13 protein-coding genes and 1 riboswitch are annotated in these 14,258 nt (G+C 70.1%); of the genes, 3 read left to right on the forward strand and 10 right to left on the reverse strand.

Annotated features, from left to right (window positions below; all coding sequences use genetic code 11):
* Positions 1-24 precede the first annotated feature (24 nt).
* A riboswitch (SAM riboswitch) is annotated at positions 25-142 on the reverse strand.
* A 100-nt stretch (positions 143-242) separates the two neighbouring features.
* The 5 genes from trpD to ctaE form a co-directional block, all read right to left on the reverse strand.
* Positions 243-1,307 carry an anthranilate phosphoribosyltransferase gene (trpD, locus tag ABEA77_RS26945; RefSeq protein ID WP_345652861.1) on the reverse strand — a complete coding sequence of 355 codons (1,065 nt, stop codon included), beginning with the start codon at positions 1,305-1,307 and terminating at the stop codon, positions 243-245.
* Positions 1,308-1,500: 193 nt separating this feature from the next.
* Entirely contained in the window at positions 1,501-3,126 is a 1,626-nt protein-coding gene (qcrB, locus tag ABEA77_RS26950; protein ID WP_345652864.1) for a cytochrome bc1 complex cytochrome b subunit, read from the reverse strand.
* Positions 3,123-4,175 (reverse strand): cytochrome bc1 complex Rieske iron-sulfur subunit, encoded by a 1,053-nt coding sequence (gene qcrA / locus ABEA77_RS26955; protein ID WP_345652867.1) that lies wholly within the window; start codon positions 4,173-4,175, stop codon positions 3,123-3,125. The genes qcrB and qcrA overlap by 4 nt, the downstream gene beginning before the upstream one ends.
* A complete protein-coding gene (gene qcrC / locus ABEA77_RS26960; RefSeq protein ID WP_345652870.1) occupies positions 4,172-4,981 on the reverse strand; it encodes a cytochrome bc1 complex diheme cytochrome c subunit in 810 nt (269 codons plus the stop codon). Before qcrC ends, qcrA begins: the two co-directional genes overlap by 4 nt.
* Positions 4,982-5,055: 74 nt before the next feature.
* On the reverse strand, positions 5,056-5,676 hold the full coding sequence (ctaE, locus tag ABEA77_RS26965; RefSeq protein WP_345652873.1) for an aa3-type cytochrome oxidase subunit III: 621 nt from the start codon (positions 5,674-5,676) through the stop codon (positions 5,056-5,058).
* 201 nt (positions 5,677-5,877) lie between these two features.
* On the opposite strand from ctaE, the gene ABEA77_RS26970 reads away from it, so the two are divergent.
* Positions 5,878-6,279 (forward strand): DNA-binding transcriptional response regulator, encoded by a 402-nt coding sequence (locus ABEA77_RS26970; protein ID WP_345652876.1) that lies wholly within the window; start codon positions 5,878-5,880, stop codon positions 6,277-6,279.
* 137 nt (positions 6,280-6,416) lie between these two features.
* Here ABEA77_RS26970 and ABEA77_RS26975 read toward each other — a convergent pair whose 3' ends face one another.
* The 4 genes from ABEA77_RS26975 to ctaC all read right to left on the reverse strand — a co-directional run bounded on the left by ABEA77_RS26975 (position 6,417) and on the right by ctaC (position 10,904).
* A complete protein-coding gene (locus ABEA77_RS26975) occupies positions 6,417-7,706 on the reverse strand; it encodes a L,D-transpeptidase (RefSeq protein WP_345652879.1) in 1,290 nt (429 codons plus the stop codon).
* A gap of 107 nt (positions 7,707-7,813) precedes the next feature.
* Positions 7,814-8,212, reverse strand: a complete 399-nt coding sequence (locus ABEA77_RS26980) for a cytochrome c oxidase subunit 4 (protein ID WP_345652882.1) — start codon at positions 8,210-8,212, stop codon at positions 7,814-7,816.
* Positions 8,209-9,942: an aa3-type cytochrome oxidase subunit I gene (gene ctaD / locus ABEA77_RS26985; protein ID WP_345652885.1), complete on the reverse strand. Its 1,734-nt coding sequence runs from the start codon at positions 9,940-9,942 to the stop codon at positions 8,209-8,211. Before ctaD ends, ABEA77_RS26980 begins: the two co-directional genes overlap by 4 nt.
* On the reverse strand, positions 9,939-10,904 hold the full coding sequence (ctaC, locus tag ABEA77_RS26990; protein WP_345652888.1) for an aa3-type cytochrome oxidase subunit II: 966 nt from the start codon (positions 10,902-10,904) through the stop codon (positions 9,939-9,941). Before ctaC ends, ctaD begins: the two co-directional genes overlap by 4 nt.
* 244 nt (positions 10,905-11,148) lie before the next feature.
* On the opposite strand from ctaC, the gene ABEA77_RS26995 reads away from it, so the two are divergent.
* The gene (locus ABEA77_RS26995; RefSeq protein ID WP_345652890.1) at positions 11,149-12,600 is read left to right on the forward strand and encodes a cysteine desulfurase/sulfurtransferase TusA family protein; all 1,452 of its coding nucleotides are present in this window, start codon (positions 11,149-11,151) and stop codon (positions 12,598-12,600) included.
* A gap of 18 nt (positions 12,601-12,618) precedes the next feature.
* Here the strand turns inward: ABEA77_RS26995 and ABEA77_RS27000 are convergent, their stop codons facing one another.
* Positions 12,619-13,596, reverse strand: coding sequence for a carbohydrate kinase family protein (locus ABEA77_RS27000; protein WP_345652892.1), 978 nt, complete (start codon positions 13,594-13,596; stop codon positions 12,619-12,621).
* A 150-nt stretch (positions 13,597-13,746) separates the two neighbouring features.
* Between ABEA77_RS27000 and ABEA77_RS27005 the strand changes: the two genes are divergently transcribed.
* A complete protein-coding gene (locus ABEA77_RS27005; RefSeq protein WP_345652894.1) occupies positions 13,747-13,971 on the forward strand; it encodes a hypothetical protein in 225 nt (74 codons plus the stop codon).
* Positions 13,972-14,258 lie beyond the last annotated feature (287 nt).

Raw genomic sequence — 14,258 nt, forward strand, 5'->3', positions numbered from 1 at the left:
ACCTGGACCCCAGTGGAGACTAAGGGCCCGCGCTTGCCGCGGACCTCGCTGCCCACGGCCTGGTCTTCACCCGGGGCACCCCGCCACGGACGGAGGGTTGCCGGACAGCGGGCCGGGGCCGTAGTCGCTGTCACTCATGACCTTGGCCGCGAGTATGCCACACACGTACGAGTTCTCTGCAAGTCCCCCGTGCCGCCCGCGGCCGGCGGGCGGCCTGAGCGGGCGTCACGGGGGCGCGCGGTTCAGCGGTTGGTGGCCGCGACCCAGCCCGCCAGGGCCCGCGCTGCGGCGCCCGAGTCGACGGACTCCGCGGCCCTGACCAGGCCCGCGGCCAGCTGGACGTCGAGCGCGTCGTCGGTCTGGTCGAGGGCGACGAGCGCCGCGGCGGCGTTGAGCAGGACCGCGTCGCGCACCGGGCCGCGCTCGCCCGCGAACAGCCGGCGCGCGACATCCGCGTTGTACGAGGCGTCCTGGCCGCGCAGCGCCGAGACGGGCACGATGTCGAGGCCGACGGAGCGCGGGTCGAAGGGCTCCTCGCGCACGCGCCCTTCCCGTACCCGCCAGACCCGGGACGTCGCCGTCGTGGTGAGCTCGTCGAGGCCGTCGTCACCGCGGAAGACCAGCGCGGAGTTGCCGCGCTCCGCGAGGACGCCCGCGACGATCGGCGCCATGCGCGCGTCCGCGACACCGACCGCCTGGGCGCGCACCCGCGCCGGGTTGGTCAGCGGCCCCAGGATGTTGAACGTCGTCTGGGCGCCCAGCTCGCGGCGCGCGGTCGCCGCGTGCCGCAGCGCGGGATGGAACCTGACCGCGAAGCAGAAGGTGATGCCGGCCTCGTCGGCCACCTCCGCCACCCGCTCGGGGCTCAGGTCCAGGTTGACGCCGAGCTTCTCCAGCACGTCCGACGCGCCGCTCCGCGACGACGAGGCGCGGCTGCCGTGCTTGACGACCTTCGCGCCGGTGCCCGCCACCACGACCGCGGCCATGGTGGAGATGTTGACGGTCTTCGCGAGGTCGCCGCCGGTGCCGACGATGTCGACGGTACGGCCGGGGATCTCGATGGTGCGGGCGTGCTCGTACATCGCCCTGACCAGGCCCGTGACCTCCTCGACCGTCTCGCCCTTGGCGCGCAGCGCCACCGCGAACCCCGCGATCTGCGCGTTCGTGGCCTCGCCGCTCATGATGCGGTCCATCGCCCAGGCCGTCTGCCCGGCGTCGAGGTCCTCGCCCCGCAGCAACGCGTTCAGCACACCCGGCCAGGACGGGACCGCCGCGGTGTCGCCTCCGGCGGGGGTCACAGCGCTCATGGTCGCTCCTGGGGTGAGTGGGTCCGCCGGCGTCCTGCCGGGGCGGGCGGCGGGCCGCGCCGCCGCTGGGCGACAGCCTATCGGCGGGGCGGCCCCGGGCCGGGCGCGGGGACGCGCACGCGGCCGGGCCCCGGCGCGGCCCCCTTGCGGGGACCGGACCGGGGCCCGGTGCGTGGCGGACAGTGGTGCGGGATCAGTGGTGGCCGTGGCCGCTGGTGATCTCCTTGTACTCCTCTGCGGTCGGCTTGGGGATCTGGTTGCCCTCGCCGTAGTAGCCCTTGCTCAGGCGCGCCCGCAGCTTCTCGCCGCGGCCGACCTTGCGCCGTACGCCGTTCTCGTCGACGGTCTCGCCGATCTCCAGCGGCTCGTACTGCTCGTGCGCGGTGAGCTTGAAGAGGTCCGCCTGGTCGAGCGGGGTGTGGACCTCGACGAACTCGCCGTGCGGCAGCCGCTTGATGAGGCCGGACTCCCGCCCGTGCAGGACCTTCTCCGCGTCGCGCCGCTGCAGGCCCATGCAGACCCGCTTGGTGACGATGAAGACGAGGACAGGCACGACGAAGAACGCCACGCGCACGAACCAGGTGATCGCGTTGATCGACAGGTGGAAGTGCGTGGCCCAGAGGTCGTTGCCGCCACCGACGAGCAGGACGAAGTACCAGGAGATCCACGCGGCACCGAAGCCGGTGCGGGTCGGCGCGTTGCGCGGCCGGTCCGCGATGTGGTGCTCGCGCTTGTCCCCGGTGACCCAGGCCTCGATGAACGGGTAGACCGCGATCGCGGCGAGCACCAGCGGGAAGATCACCAGCGGGATGAAGACGCCGAGGACCAGCGTGTGGCCCGCGAAGTTGATCTCCCAGCCCGGCATCACACGGATCAGGCCCTCGGAGAAGCCCATGTACCAGTCCGGCTGGGCGCCGGTCGACACCTGGTCGGGCCGGTAGGGCCCGATCGCCCAGATCGGGTTGATCGTGGCGATCGCGGCGACGATCGCGATCAGGCCGAAGACCAGGAAGAAGAAGCCGCCGGCCTTGGCCATGTAGATCGGCAGCAGCGGCATGCCGACGACGTTCTTCTCGGTGCGGCCGGGGCCCGCGAACTGCGTGTGCTTGTGGTAGAAGACCAGGATCAGGTGGGCCGCCACCAGCCCCAGCATGATGCCGGGCAGCAGGAGGATGTGGACCGAGTAGAACCGGGCGACGAAGTCGCCGCCGGGGAACTCGCCGCCGTAGAGGAACATCGACAGGTACGTGCCGACGATCGGCACGGACAGGATCGCGCCCTCCATGAAGCGGACACCAGTGCCGGAGAGCAGGTCGTCGGGGAGCGAGTAGCCGGTGAAGCCGGTGAACATGCCCAGGACGAACAGCAGGAAGCCGAACAGCCAGTTGACCTCGCGCGGCTTGCGGAACGCGCCGGTGAAGAACACGCGCATCATGTGCACGAACATCGCCGCGAGGAAGATGAGCGCGGCCCAGTGGTGGATCTGCCGGATCAGCAGGCCGCCGCGGACGTCGAAGCTGATGTTCAGCGTAGAGCTGAAGGCCTCGGACATCCGGATGCCCTGCAGCGGGACGTAACTGCCGTGGTAGACCACCTCGTTCATCGACGGGTGGAAGAACAGCGTCAGGTACACACCCGTGAGGATGATGATGATGAAGCTGTAGAGCGAGACCTCACCGAGCATGAAGGACCAGTGGTCCGGGAAGATCTTGCGCATGTTGGCCTTGGCCAGGGAGTAGATCCCCAGCCGGCCGTCCGCCCAGTCCGCGAGGCGCTCGCCCGCGGGTACCTGGCGGTTGTCGTCGCTCGGAGTACTCATCCGCGCTCCCAGAAGGCAGGACCGACGGGCTGGTCGAAGTCGCCGAGCGCCTCCAGGTTGCCCTGGCTGTTCACACCGATCCGCAGCTGCGGGAGGGGGTGGCCGGCCGGGCCGAAGATGACCTTGGCGCCGTCGGAGAGGTCGAAGGTGGACTGGTGGCACGGGCACAGAACGTGGTGCGTCTGCTGCTCGTAGAGGCTGATGGGGCAGCCGACGTGGGTGCAGATCTTCGAGTAGGCCACGATGCCCTGGTGGGACCAGTCCAGCTCGCGCTTGTCCTTGATCTCGTCCGGCTGGATGCGGACGATCATCAGGGCCGCCTTGGCGATCTGCTCCTGGAAGTCCTCGCTGTCCTCCTTCAGCCCGTCGGGCATGGCGAAGGTGAGCGAGCCCACGGAGACGTCCTCGGGGCGCAGCGGCTGCATCGTGTTCATGTTGATGAGCTGCTTGCCCTTGGCCCACATGGTGGAGCGCAGCTTCTTCTCCGGCAGCGGACCGAGGTCGCGCAGAAGCATCACGCCGGAGAGCGGGACGAGCGCCATGGCGCCGAACAGGGTGTTGCGCACCAGCTTGCGGCGGCCGAAGCCGGACTCCGCGGCGCCGTCGGCGAAGTCCTGCATCACCTTTGCGCGGACCTCGGGCGGCGCCTCGATGGCGTGCCGGTCGTCGGGGACCTCGCGGTCCGACATCAGGGTCCTGGCCCAGTGCACGGCGCCCGCGCCGATGCAGAACAGCGCGATGCCGAGCGTGATGCCCAGGGCGAAGTTCAGGATGCTGACGTGCCCGAACGGGAAGATGTAGACGATCTTGTCGACCGGGAACGCCACGTACGAGGCGATGAACGCCACGGTGGCCAGCATCGAGAGGACGAACAGGAAGGCGACGGTGCGCTCGGACCGCTTGGCGGCCCGCTCGTCGATGTCCTGGATGCGCGGCAGGTGCGGGGGGAGCCCCGGGTCCGCGAACGGGTCCTCTTCACCGCGGGCGAGGGGGCCGTGCGCCTGCTCGCTCGGCAGGTGCGCTTCTGAGGGGGTGTCGTGGGTGCTCATGACTTCTTGGCCTTAGCGGTGTGGGCCGCGATCCAGACGGCGACGGCGATGAGGGCGCCCAGACCGAAGATCCAGGCGAACAGGCCCTCACTGACGGGGCCGAGGCCGCCGAGCTTCAGACCGCCCGGCGACGCGGACTGCGAGCCGTTGACCGTCTTGATGTAGGCGATGATCTCCTGCTTCTGCTTCGTCGGCATCGTCGTGTCCGGGAAGGACGGCATGTTCTGCGGGCCGGTCTGCATGGCCTCGTAGATGTGCTTCGCCGAGACGCCTTCGAGGTTGGGCGCGAACTTGCCGTTCGTCAGCGCGCCGCCCTCACCGCTGAAGTTGTGGCACTGGGTGCAGTTCGTGCGGAAGAGTTCGCCGCCCTTGGCGACGTCCGATCCTGCGGGGTTGTACTCCTGCGAGGTCGGGACGTTCGGCCCGGCGCCGAGCGAGGCGACGTACGCGGCGAGCTGGTCGATCTGCCCCTGCGAGTACTGGACCTTCTTCTTCTCGATCTGCGGGCCGGGCTGCTGGGCGGGCATGCGGCCCGTGCCGACCTGGAAGTCCACGGCCGCGGCGCCCACGCCGACCAGGCTGGGGCCGTCGGAGCTGCCCTGACCACCGGTTCCGTGGCAGCTGGCACAGCCGACGTCGTACAGCTTCTTGCCCTCGTCGATGGCGAGGGACTGGGCGGAAGTGTCAGCTTGCGCCTTGTCCGCGGGCGCGAACGCGGCGTACAGCCCCCCTGTGGCCGCCAGCGCGAGGAGTAGGACGACGACCGCCGCCAGCGGGTGGCGTCGTCGTGCGGAGAGCTTTTTCACGGATTACCCCGGTGTCAGGATCTTCTGCGTCGGTGCTTCTGGAGTGTGTGCGAGCGCGTCGGGCGCGATGCCCGCTACTTGATCAGGTAGATCGTGGCGAAAAGGCCGATCCAGACGACATCGACGAAGTGCCAGTAGTAGGACACGACGATGGCGGCCGTAGCCTGCTCGTGGGTGAATCTCTTGGCCACGTACGTACGGCCGAGCACGAACAGGAAGGCGATGAGGCCGCCCGTCACGTGCATGCCGTGGAAGCCGGTGGTCAGGTAGAACACCGAACCGTACGGGTCGGAGGAGAGCGAGATGCCGTCCTCCTTGACCAGGTTCGTGTACTCGAAGATCTGGCCGCCGATGAAGATCGCACCCATGACGAACGTGACCACGAACCAGGCCCTGAGCTTCTTCACGTCACCGCGCTCCGCGGCGAACACGCCGAGCTGGCAGGTGAGGGAGGAGAGCACCAGGATCGTGGTGTTGCCCGCGGAGAACGGGACGTTCAGGTGCGAGGCCATGGAGTGCCAGTGGGCCTCGCCCGTCACCGAACGCAGGGTGAAGTACATCGCGAAGAGGGCCGCGAAGAACATCAGCTCGGAACTCAACCAGATGATCGTTCCGACGCTGGTGAGGTTCGGCCGATTGACCGTCGGGTGCGCGGGCCCGGTTTCTACTGTCGTTGCTGTCGCCACGACCGACATTATGTCGGTCGCTTATCCCGCCCTCACTCCCGGGGGTCCCGTTCGGTGTGTCTATGGCCTGTGTCCAGCCCGAACGGCTCAGTCAACAGCCGTCCGCACCGGTGCTGACGGGGCGTGGGACGGAGTAGCATCCGGCGCATCGGTCCGACGGCGGGCGACCCGTCGCGGGCCCTCGCAGACGCCTCAAACCATGGAGGAACAATGCGGCCGACCGCCACCGTGCTTGTCTACAGCGACGACGCCAACACCCGCGAGCAGGTCCGGCTGGCCGCGGGGCGCAGGCCCGCCGCCGATGTGCCGGAGGTCGAGTTCCTCGAATGCGCGACACTGCCCGCCGTGCTGGACGCCCTCGACCGGGGCGGTGTGGACGTCTGCGTACTGGACGGGGAGACCGCCCCCGCGGGCGGCATGGGCGTGTGCCGGCAGATCAAGGACGAGGTCTTCCGCTGCCCGCCCGTGCTGCTGCTGATCGGCAGGCCGCAGGACTCCTGGCTCGCGACGTGGAGCCGCGCCGACGCGGCTGTCACTCTTCCGGTGGAACCCGTGGACCTGGCGGAGGCGCTCGCCTCGCTGCTGCGCCGCAGGCTCGCCGTGGACGCCTGAGTCCGCGCCGTCCCGCTCCTGATGCCCGAGTCCCCGCCGTCCCGCTGACGCGCCGGTGCCGCCCCTGAGCCCTCTCACAGGGCTCAGGGGCGGCACCGTGCTGTCCCCCGCACGGCGTGCGCCGCGCCGACCGCGGGTCAGACCGCGGGGCGCAGACGCGACGCCTGGACGACGTTCTGCGAGGAGTTGACGGCGCTCTTGTCGCCGGTGGCGGACCCGCCCCCCTGTATCGCGGAGCCCTTCTGCCACTTCTTCCAGTCGAGGTTCCAGTCGCCGAAGCCGTTGCCGAACGGCTCCATCTCGTCACCGCCGCTGTTGACGACCTGCACGATGTCGCCGGGGCGCACCGTGTCGAAGAACCACTCGGCGTCGTCGGTCGACATGCCGACACAGCCGTGGCTGACGTTGGCGGCGCCCTGTGAACCCACCGACCAGGGCGCGGCGTGCACGTACTCACCGCTCCACGTCACCCGGGTGGCCCAGTGCACCGGCAGGTCGTACGAGTCGGAGCTGCCCGCGGCGATGCCCACGGTGGAACTCTTCATCTGGACGAACGACTGCTTCTCCAGGACGACCTTGATGCCGTCGCGGGTCTCGAAGCCCGGCTTGCCTGTGGTGACCGGCAGGTCGTTGATCTCCTTGCCGTCCCGGTACACCTTCATCCGGTGCTCCGCCGCGTCGGTGACGGCGATCAGGCGCTCGCCCGTGGTGATGCTGAGGGGCTTGGACGCAGCGCCGTAGAGCTTGCCCTCGACCTTCACGCCGCCGAGGTTGCTCGTCGCCCTGATGCTGGCGTGGCTCGGCCAGTACTGCTGCGGCCGGTAGTGCAGATGGGTGGAGTCGACCCAGTACCAGGAGCCCTCGGTCGCGGGTACGGAGGTGACCTTGAGGGAGCGCTCCACGACGGCGCGCGCGGCCTGCGACTTCACCGGGGCGCTGAGCTTCGCGGTGATCGGCTCGCCCACGCCGTACTCGCCGCTCTCGGGCCCGAAGGTGACCTTCAGCTGCTTGCTGGAGGGCGGGGGCGCGGTGTCGAAGGTGAGGGTGCGGCCACCGGGCTTGCCGTCGTCGTTCTCCGTGGCGACCCGCACGGTGTAGCGGGTGCCCGCGGTGAGCGGCGCGGTGGAGTGCCACCGCAGGCCGTCCGCGGCGAGTTCGCCCGCCAGGTGGTGGCCCGCGGTGTCGACGGCGGTGACGTCGGTGATCCGTCCGTCGCCGTCCTTCGCGGTGATCTCCAGGGGCTTGTTCAGGGCCACCGGCTTCTTGTCGTGGCCTGCCGTCCCGAACGAGACCTGGTCGGCCGCGTCGTAGGGATGCGTGGACAGTTTCCCGCTGTCGGTGCCGCCGCACGCCGCGGCGCCCGCCCCGAGGGACGCGAGCAGCAGGGCGCAGCCGGCAACGGTGCGGTAGCGAGGCGTGTCGTTCATGGCCTCACGGTATGAAGCTTCGTCACCCCCGGCGCGACGGGTGAGGCAAAAGAGGGACCCGGACCTCCGTGTCGGAGTGTCCGGGCCCCTCGCCGTACCGCTCTGTGCTACTGGTTGCGGTTCTCACCGCGGTAGTACTCGAAGACCCAGCCCCACAGGCCGAGCATGATGAGCGGCGCCGAGAAGTACAGCAGCCACCAGCCGAGCGCGACGGAGGTGAAGGCGAGCGCGCCGCCGATGCTCAGCGAGACGGGGGCCCAGCTGTGCGGGGAGAAGAACCCGACCTCGCCGGCCTCGTCCGCGACGTCGGCCTCCTTGTCGTCCTGCGCCAGCTCGTCCATGCGGCGGGCCGTGAAGGACAGGTAGAAGCCGATCATCAGCGCCAGGCCGAAGGCCAGGAACAGCGCCACTGTGCCGACGGTCTCGCGCGACCAGTAGCCGTAGACGATCGCGACGACGAGGACGAAAAGGCTCAGCCAGAGAAAGAGCCGACCTTGGATCTTCACTTGCCGGCCTCCTTGCCGGTGCTGCCGGCCAGGGCCTTGTCACCCTCGACGTGGGCGAGCTGGTCCAGGGCCGCGATCTCCGGGTGGTGCAGGTCGAACGCCGGCGATTCGGAGCGGATGCGCGGCAGCGTGAGGAAGTTGTGCCGCGGCGGCGGGCACGAGGTGGCCCACTCCAGCGAACGTCCGTAGCCCCACGGGTCGTCGACCTCGACCTTCTTGCCGTACTTGGCGGTCTTCCAGACGTTGTAGAAGAACGGCAGGATCGACAGGCCGAGCAGGAAGGAGCTGATCGTCGAGATCGTGTTCAGCGTGGTGAAGCCGTCGCTCGCCAGGTAGTCCGCGTAGCGCCGCGGCATGCCCTCGGCCCCCAGCCAGTGCTGGACGAGGAACGTGCCGTGGAAGCCGACGAACAGCGTCCAGAACGTGATCTTGCCGAGGCGCTCGTCCAGCATCTTGCCGGTGAACTTGGGCCACCAGAAGTGGAATCCGGCGAACATCGCGAACACCACGGTGCCGAACACCACGTAGTGGAAGTGCGCCACCACGAAGTACGAGTCGGAGATGTGGAAGTCGAGCGGCGGCGAGGCCAGGATGACGCCGGTGAGGCCGCCGAAGGCGAAGGTGATCAGGAAGCCGATCGACCAGAGCATCGGGGTCTCGAAGGAGAGCGACCCCTTCCACATGGTGCCGATCCAGTTGAAGAACTTCACACCGGTCGGTACCGCGATGAGGAAGGTCATGAAGGAGAAGAACGGCAGGAGCACGCCGCCGGTCACGTACATGTGGTGCGCCCACACGGTCACGGAGAGGCCGGCGATGGAGATCGTCGCGGCGACCAGGCCGATGTAGCCGAACATCGGCTTGCGGCTGAAGACCGGGATGACCTCGGAGATGATGCCGAAGAACGGGATCGCGATGATGTACACCTCTGGATGGCCGAAGAACCAGAAGAGGTGTTGCCACAGCAGCGCCCCGCCGTTGGCGGCGTCGAAGACGTGTGCCCCGAACTTGCGGTCGGCCTCCAGGGCGAACAGGGCGGCGGCCAGCACCGGGAAGGCGAGCAGGACCAGCACACCGGTCAGCAGCACGTTCCAGGTGAAGATCGGCATCCGGAACATCGTCATGCCGGGCGCGCGCATGCAGATGATCGTGGTGATGAAGTTGACCGAGCCGAGGATCGTACCGAAGCCGGAGAAGGCGAGACCCATGATCCACAGGTCGCCGCCGACGCCCGGCGAGTTGACCGCGCTGGACAGCGGCGAGTACGCGAACCAGCCGAAGTCGGCCGCACCCTGGGGGGTGAGGAAGCCGCCGACGGCGATGAGCGAGCCGAACAGGTACAGCCAGTACGCGAAGGCGTTGAGCCTCGGGAACGCCACGTCGGGCGCGCCGATCTGGAGCGGCATGATCCAGTTCGCGAAGCCGGCGAACAGCGGCGTCGCGAACATCAGCAGCATGATCGTGCCGTGCATCGTGAACGCCTGGTTGAACTGCTCGTTCGACAGGATCTGGAGACCGGGCCTTGCCAGCTCCGCGCGCATCACGAGGGCGAGCAGGCCGCCGATGCAGAAGAACGCGAACGACGTGATCAGGTAGAGCGACCCGATCGTCTTGTGGTCGGTCGTGGTCACCCACTTCACGACCACGTTTCCGGGCTGCCGGCTGCGCACCGGCAGCTCGTCCGCGTACGCGTCCTCGGCACCCTTGGGTTGTTCGTTGAGGATGCTCACAGTGTCTTGTCCTCCGCGTTCCTGGCCGGACCCGTCTGGGCGATGCCCGCCGGGACGTAGCCGTTCTGGCCCTTCTTCGCCAGGTCCTTCAGGTGCTGCTCGTAGCGCTCCGGAGAAACGATCTTGACGTTGAAGAGCATCCGCGAGTGGTCCACGCCGCACAGCTCGGCGCACTTGCCGCGGAAGGTGCCTTCCTGGGTCGGCGTGACCTCGAAGGAGTTGGTGTGGCCGGGGATGACGTCCATCTTCATGAGGAAGGGCAGCACCCAGAAGTCATGGATGACGTCGCGCGACGTCAGGATGAACCGGACCTTCTGGCCCTTGGGGAGCCAGAGCGTCGGTCCGGGGTTCCCGGTCTGGGGGTTGCGCTCGGCCGGCACACCGGCGTCGTAGACACCCTCGGCGCCCTTGGGGAACGCCTTCGTGAACTTGTCCGGGATGGCGCTGAGCTCGCTCGGGATCTTGGAACCCGTCGCGTCGTCGCCGTCCACGTTCTCGACGTAGTTGAAGGCCCAGCTCCACTGGTAGCCGACCACGTTGATGGTGTGGGCGGGCTTGGGAGACAGGTCGAGGAGCTTGGACTCGTCGCGCGCGGTGAAGTAGAAGAACACCGATACGACGATCAGCGGCACCACCGTGTACAGCATCTCGATGGGGAGGTTGTACCGGGTCTGCGGCGGCACCTCCACCTTCGTGCGGCTGCGCCGGTGGAAGATGACGCTCCAGATGATCAGGCCCCAGACGAGGACGCCGACCACCAGCGCCGCCGCCCACGATCCCTGCCAGAGGGAGAGGATCCGAGGTCCCTGCTCCGTGACCGGAGTCGGTAGACCAAGGCGTGGGAAATCCTTGTAAGAGCAACCGGTGGCGGTCACCATGATCAGGCCCGCGGTCAGCACCACCTGCGGCAGCTTCCGCCGCATCGGGCGCCGCGACGAGCGGTCGGAGCCGTTGGGACTCACGTAGCGCCTTCCCGAGAGTCTCGCCCGCGCGGCCGGCTGCGGCCGTCTCGGTCGTCGCCGGCCCGGTCACGGGCAGGGGTTTGATGTTTATGCGGACCAAACCCTACTGGACGCTATTTGGCGTCGCGCGGGGAGGGTGCCCAACGCGCCGTCCGAGTCCCCGAAGGGATTCAACCCCTGGCCGGGCCCCGCTTCTGACGCTCCTTCCGGCCCTGGCGGCGGGGGTCCGGGTTAGCCTCGCGGCGTGTCCTACTTCGACTCCGCCTCCTCAGCGCCGCTGCACCCCGTGGCCCGCCGGGCGCTGCAGGCGTCCCTGGACGAGGGGTGGGCCGATCCCGCCCGCCTCTACCGGGAGGGGCGGCGCGCCGCGCTGCTCCTCGACGCGGCGCGGGAGGCCGCGGCGGAGGCCGTGGGGTGTCGCGCGGACGAGCTGGTTTTCACTCCTTCGGGGACGCACGCGGTCCACGCCGGAATCTCCGGGGCTCTGTCCGGGCGTCGGCGTGTCGGGGGGCACGCGGTGGTCTCCGCGGTCGAGCACTCGTCGGTGCTGCACGCGGCACGGGCCGCGGCGGACGCCGGGGGCTCGCTGACGGAGGTGCCGGTCGACCGGTACGGGGCGGTGGCGCCGGCCGCGTACGGCGAGGCGCTGCGCGCGGACACGGCGCTCGCGTGCCTCCAGTCGGCCAACCACGAGGTGGGCACGGTCCAGCCGGTGGCCGAGGTGGCCGAGGTCTGCCGGGAACGCGGGGTGCCGCTGCTGGTGGACGCGGCGCAGTCGCTGGGCTGGGGCCCGGTGGAAGGCGCCTGGTCGCTGCTTGCGGCGAGCGCGCACAAGTGGGGCGGGCCCGCGGGCGTGGGGCTGCTCGCGGTGCGCAAGGGGGTCAGGTACGCGGTGCGGGGGCCCGCCGACGAGCGGGAGTCGGGGCGCTCGCCCGGCTTCGTCAACATCCCCGCCGTGGTGGCTGCGGTGGCGTCGCTGCGTGCCGTGCGGACGGAGGCGGAGGCCGAGGCGCGGCGCCTGTCGGAGCTGGTGGACCTGGTCAGGACGCGGGTGCCGGAGCTGGTGCCCGACGTGGAGGTGGTGGGCGATCCGGTGGCGCGGCTGCCGCACCTGGTGACGTTCTCGTGTCTCTATGTCGACGGTGAGGCACTGCTGCACGAGCTCGACCGTGCGGACTTCTCGGTGTCGTCCGGTTCCTCATGCACGAGCGACACGCTGACGCCGAGCCATGTGCTGCGCGCGATGGGCGTGCTGTCGGAGGGCAACGTACGGGTGTCGCTGCCCTGCGGCACCGGGCGGGCGGACGTGGAGCGGTTCCTCGCGGTGCTGCCCGGCGCGGTCGCCGCGGTGCGGGCGCGGCTCGCGGCCCCGGCTGCCGCTTCCCCTGGGTCCCCTGGGTCCCGGGCCCCGGCTGCCGCTGCCGCTGAGTCCCCCGAGCCCCCGGAGCCCGCGGCGGCCCCCGGGCCCACCGGGGAACTGGTGGTGGACGCGCTGGGCAGGCGGTGCCCGATCCCGGTGATCGAGCTGGCGAAGGTCTTCGGCCGGGTGCCGGTGGGCGGGACGGTCGCCGTGCTCTCGGACGACGAGGCGGCCCGCCTCGACATCCCCGCGTGGTGCGGGATGCGGGGGCAGGAGTACCTGGGCGAACGGCCGGCGGACCGCGGTGTCGCGTACGTGGTCCGCCGGCTGTCGTGAACCGCCGGGCGCGGAGGGTCAGGCGGCCAGGTGCGCCTGGACCTCGGTGGCGGCGTCGTGGCCGTACGCCTTGGTGAAGCGCTCCATGAAGTGGTGGCGCGCCAGCGTGTACTCCTGGGTGCCGACGGTCTCGATGGCGAGCGTCGCCAGCATGCAGCCGATCTGGGCGGCGCGCTCCATCGGGACGCCCCAGGACAGGCCCGCGAGGAAGCCTGCGCGGAAGGCGTCGCCGACGCCGGTCGGGTCGGCCTTGGTCTCCTCCTGGGCGCAGCCGACCTCGACGGCGGGGTGCCCCGCCTTCTCGACGCGGGCGCCGTTCTTGCCGAGGGTGGTGATGCGGTACCCGACGCGGCTGAGGATCTCGGCGTCGGTCCAGCCGGTCTTGGCCTCGATGAGGCCCTTCTCGTACTCGTTGGAGAAGAGGTAGGTGGCGCCTTCGAGGAGGGCGCGGATGTCGTCGCCCTCCATGCGGGCGATCTGCTGGGAGAAGTCGGCGGCGAACGGGATGCCGCGGGTGCGGCACTCCTCGGTGTGCCGGAGCATCGCCTCGGGGTCGTCGGCGCCGATCAGCACCAGGTCGAGGCCGCCGACACGGTCGGCGACGTGCTGGATCTCGATGAGCCGCGCCTCGCTCATGGCGCCGGTGTAGAAGGACCCGATCTGGTTGTGGTCGGTGTCCGTGGTGCACACGAAGCGCGCGGTGTGCAGATGGTCGGAGATGTGGACGGAGGCGGTGTCGACGCCGTGCCGCTCCAGCCAGGCGCGGTACTCGTCGAAGTCCTCGCCCGCCGCGCCGACGAGGATGGGCCGCAGGCCGAGCTGGCCCATGCCGAAGCAGATGTTGGGAGCGACGCCACCCCTGCGCACGTCGAGGTTGTCGACGAGGAACGACAGGGAGACCGTGTGGAGCTGGTCGGCGACGAGCTGGTCGGAGAACCGTCCCGGGAAGGTCATCAGGTGGTCGGTGGCGATGGAGCCGGAGATCGCGATTCGCACGGCGTGAACGCTCCTGGGGGTCACGAACGGTGGGCGCTTCACGCTACCGCCATCCGCGCGCGGCGTGCGGGAGAGGCCCGGGGGTACCGGCCGGAAATCGCGGGAGTGCCCGGTTTCGCCCGGTACGCCCACGGTGCGTACCGTGAGTCCATGACGACTCAGGGTGTGCGAGGAATCCGGCCGGGCGGCGATGTGGGCGTCGAGCCCTGGGCGTGCCTCGCGGAACTGCGGGGCGACTGCGCCAGGATGGCGGCGCGCTGGGCGGCGCGGCCCGCGGGGCCGGTCCCGCAGGACGCGCCCGTGCGGACCTCGCGCGTGCGGGTCGACCCGGCGTCGGTGCTGCTGGTCGCGCGGATGGCCGAGTACGGGGCCTGACGGCTGCGGTGCCCGTGCCGTGCCGGGAGGTCCGCCGCGCGGAACCGGGCGGCGGGCGGCCGCGTCCCAGCGTCGACCGTGGACGTACGCGCCGGTGTACGGGCCGCGGACGGACGGCCGGCCTGAGGAGGGCAGCGGTGAGCGGTACAGGGGAACCTGAGGGGCGCGGGGACGGTGTCCGGCGCGCGGGGGCGCGGCGCGGGCGGCCCGCGCCGCTGGCGCTCGCGGCGGTGGCCGCCGGGGTCCTGGCTGCAGCTCGTCGGGAGCCAACACCTCGTAGATCAAGG

This window comes from Streptomyces tremellae (assembly GCF_039540215.1).
Lineage (GTDB): Bacteria > Actinomycetota > Actinomycetes > Streptomycetales > Streptomycetaceae > Streptomyces > Streptomyces tremellae.

Bases quoted from the DNA above. Each gene is read 5' to 3' on its own strand.
- trpD (WP_345652861.1), bottom strand. From the start codon at position 1,307: ATGAGCGCTGTGACCCCCGCCGGAGGCGACACCGCGGCGGTCCCGTCC.
- qcrB (WP_345652864.1), bottom strand. From the start codon at position 3,126: ATGAGTACTCCGAGCGACGACAACCGCCAGGTACCCGCGGGCGAGCGC.
- qcrA (WP_345652867.1), bottom strand. From the start codon at position 4,175: ATGAGCACCCACGACACCCCCTCAGAAGCGCACCTGCCGAGCGAGCAG.
- ctaE (WP_345652873.1), bottom strand. From the start codon at position 5,676: ATGTCGGTCGTGGCGACAGCAACGACAGTAGAAACCGGGCCCGCGCAC.
- ABEA77_RS26970 (WP_345652876.1), top strand. From the start codon at position 5,878: ATGCGGCCGACCGCCACCGTGCTTGTCTACAGCGACGACGCCAACACC.
- ABEA77_RS26975 (WP_345652879.1), bottom strand. From the start codon at position 7,706: ATGAACGACACGCCTCGCTACCGCACCGTTGCCGGCTGCGCCCTGCTG.
- ABEA77_RS27005 (WP_345652894.1), top strand. From the start codon at position 13,747: ATGACGACTCAGGGTGTGCGAGGAATCCGGCCGGGCGGCGATGTGGGC.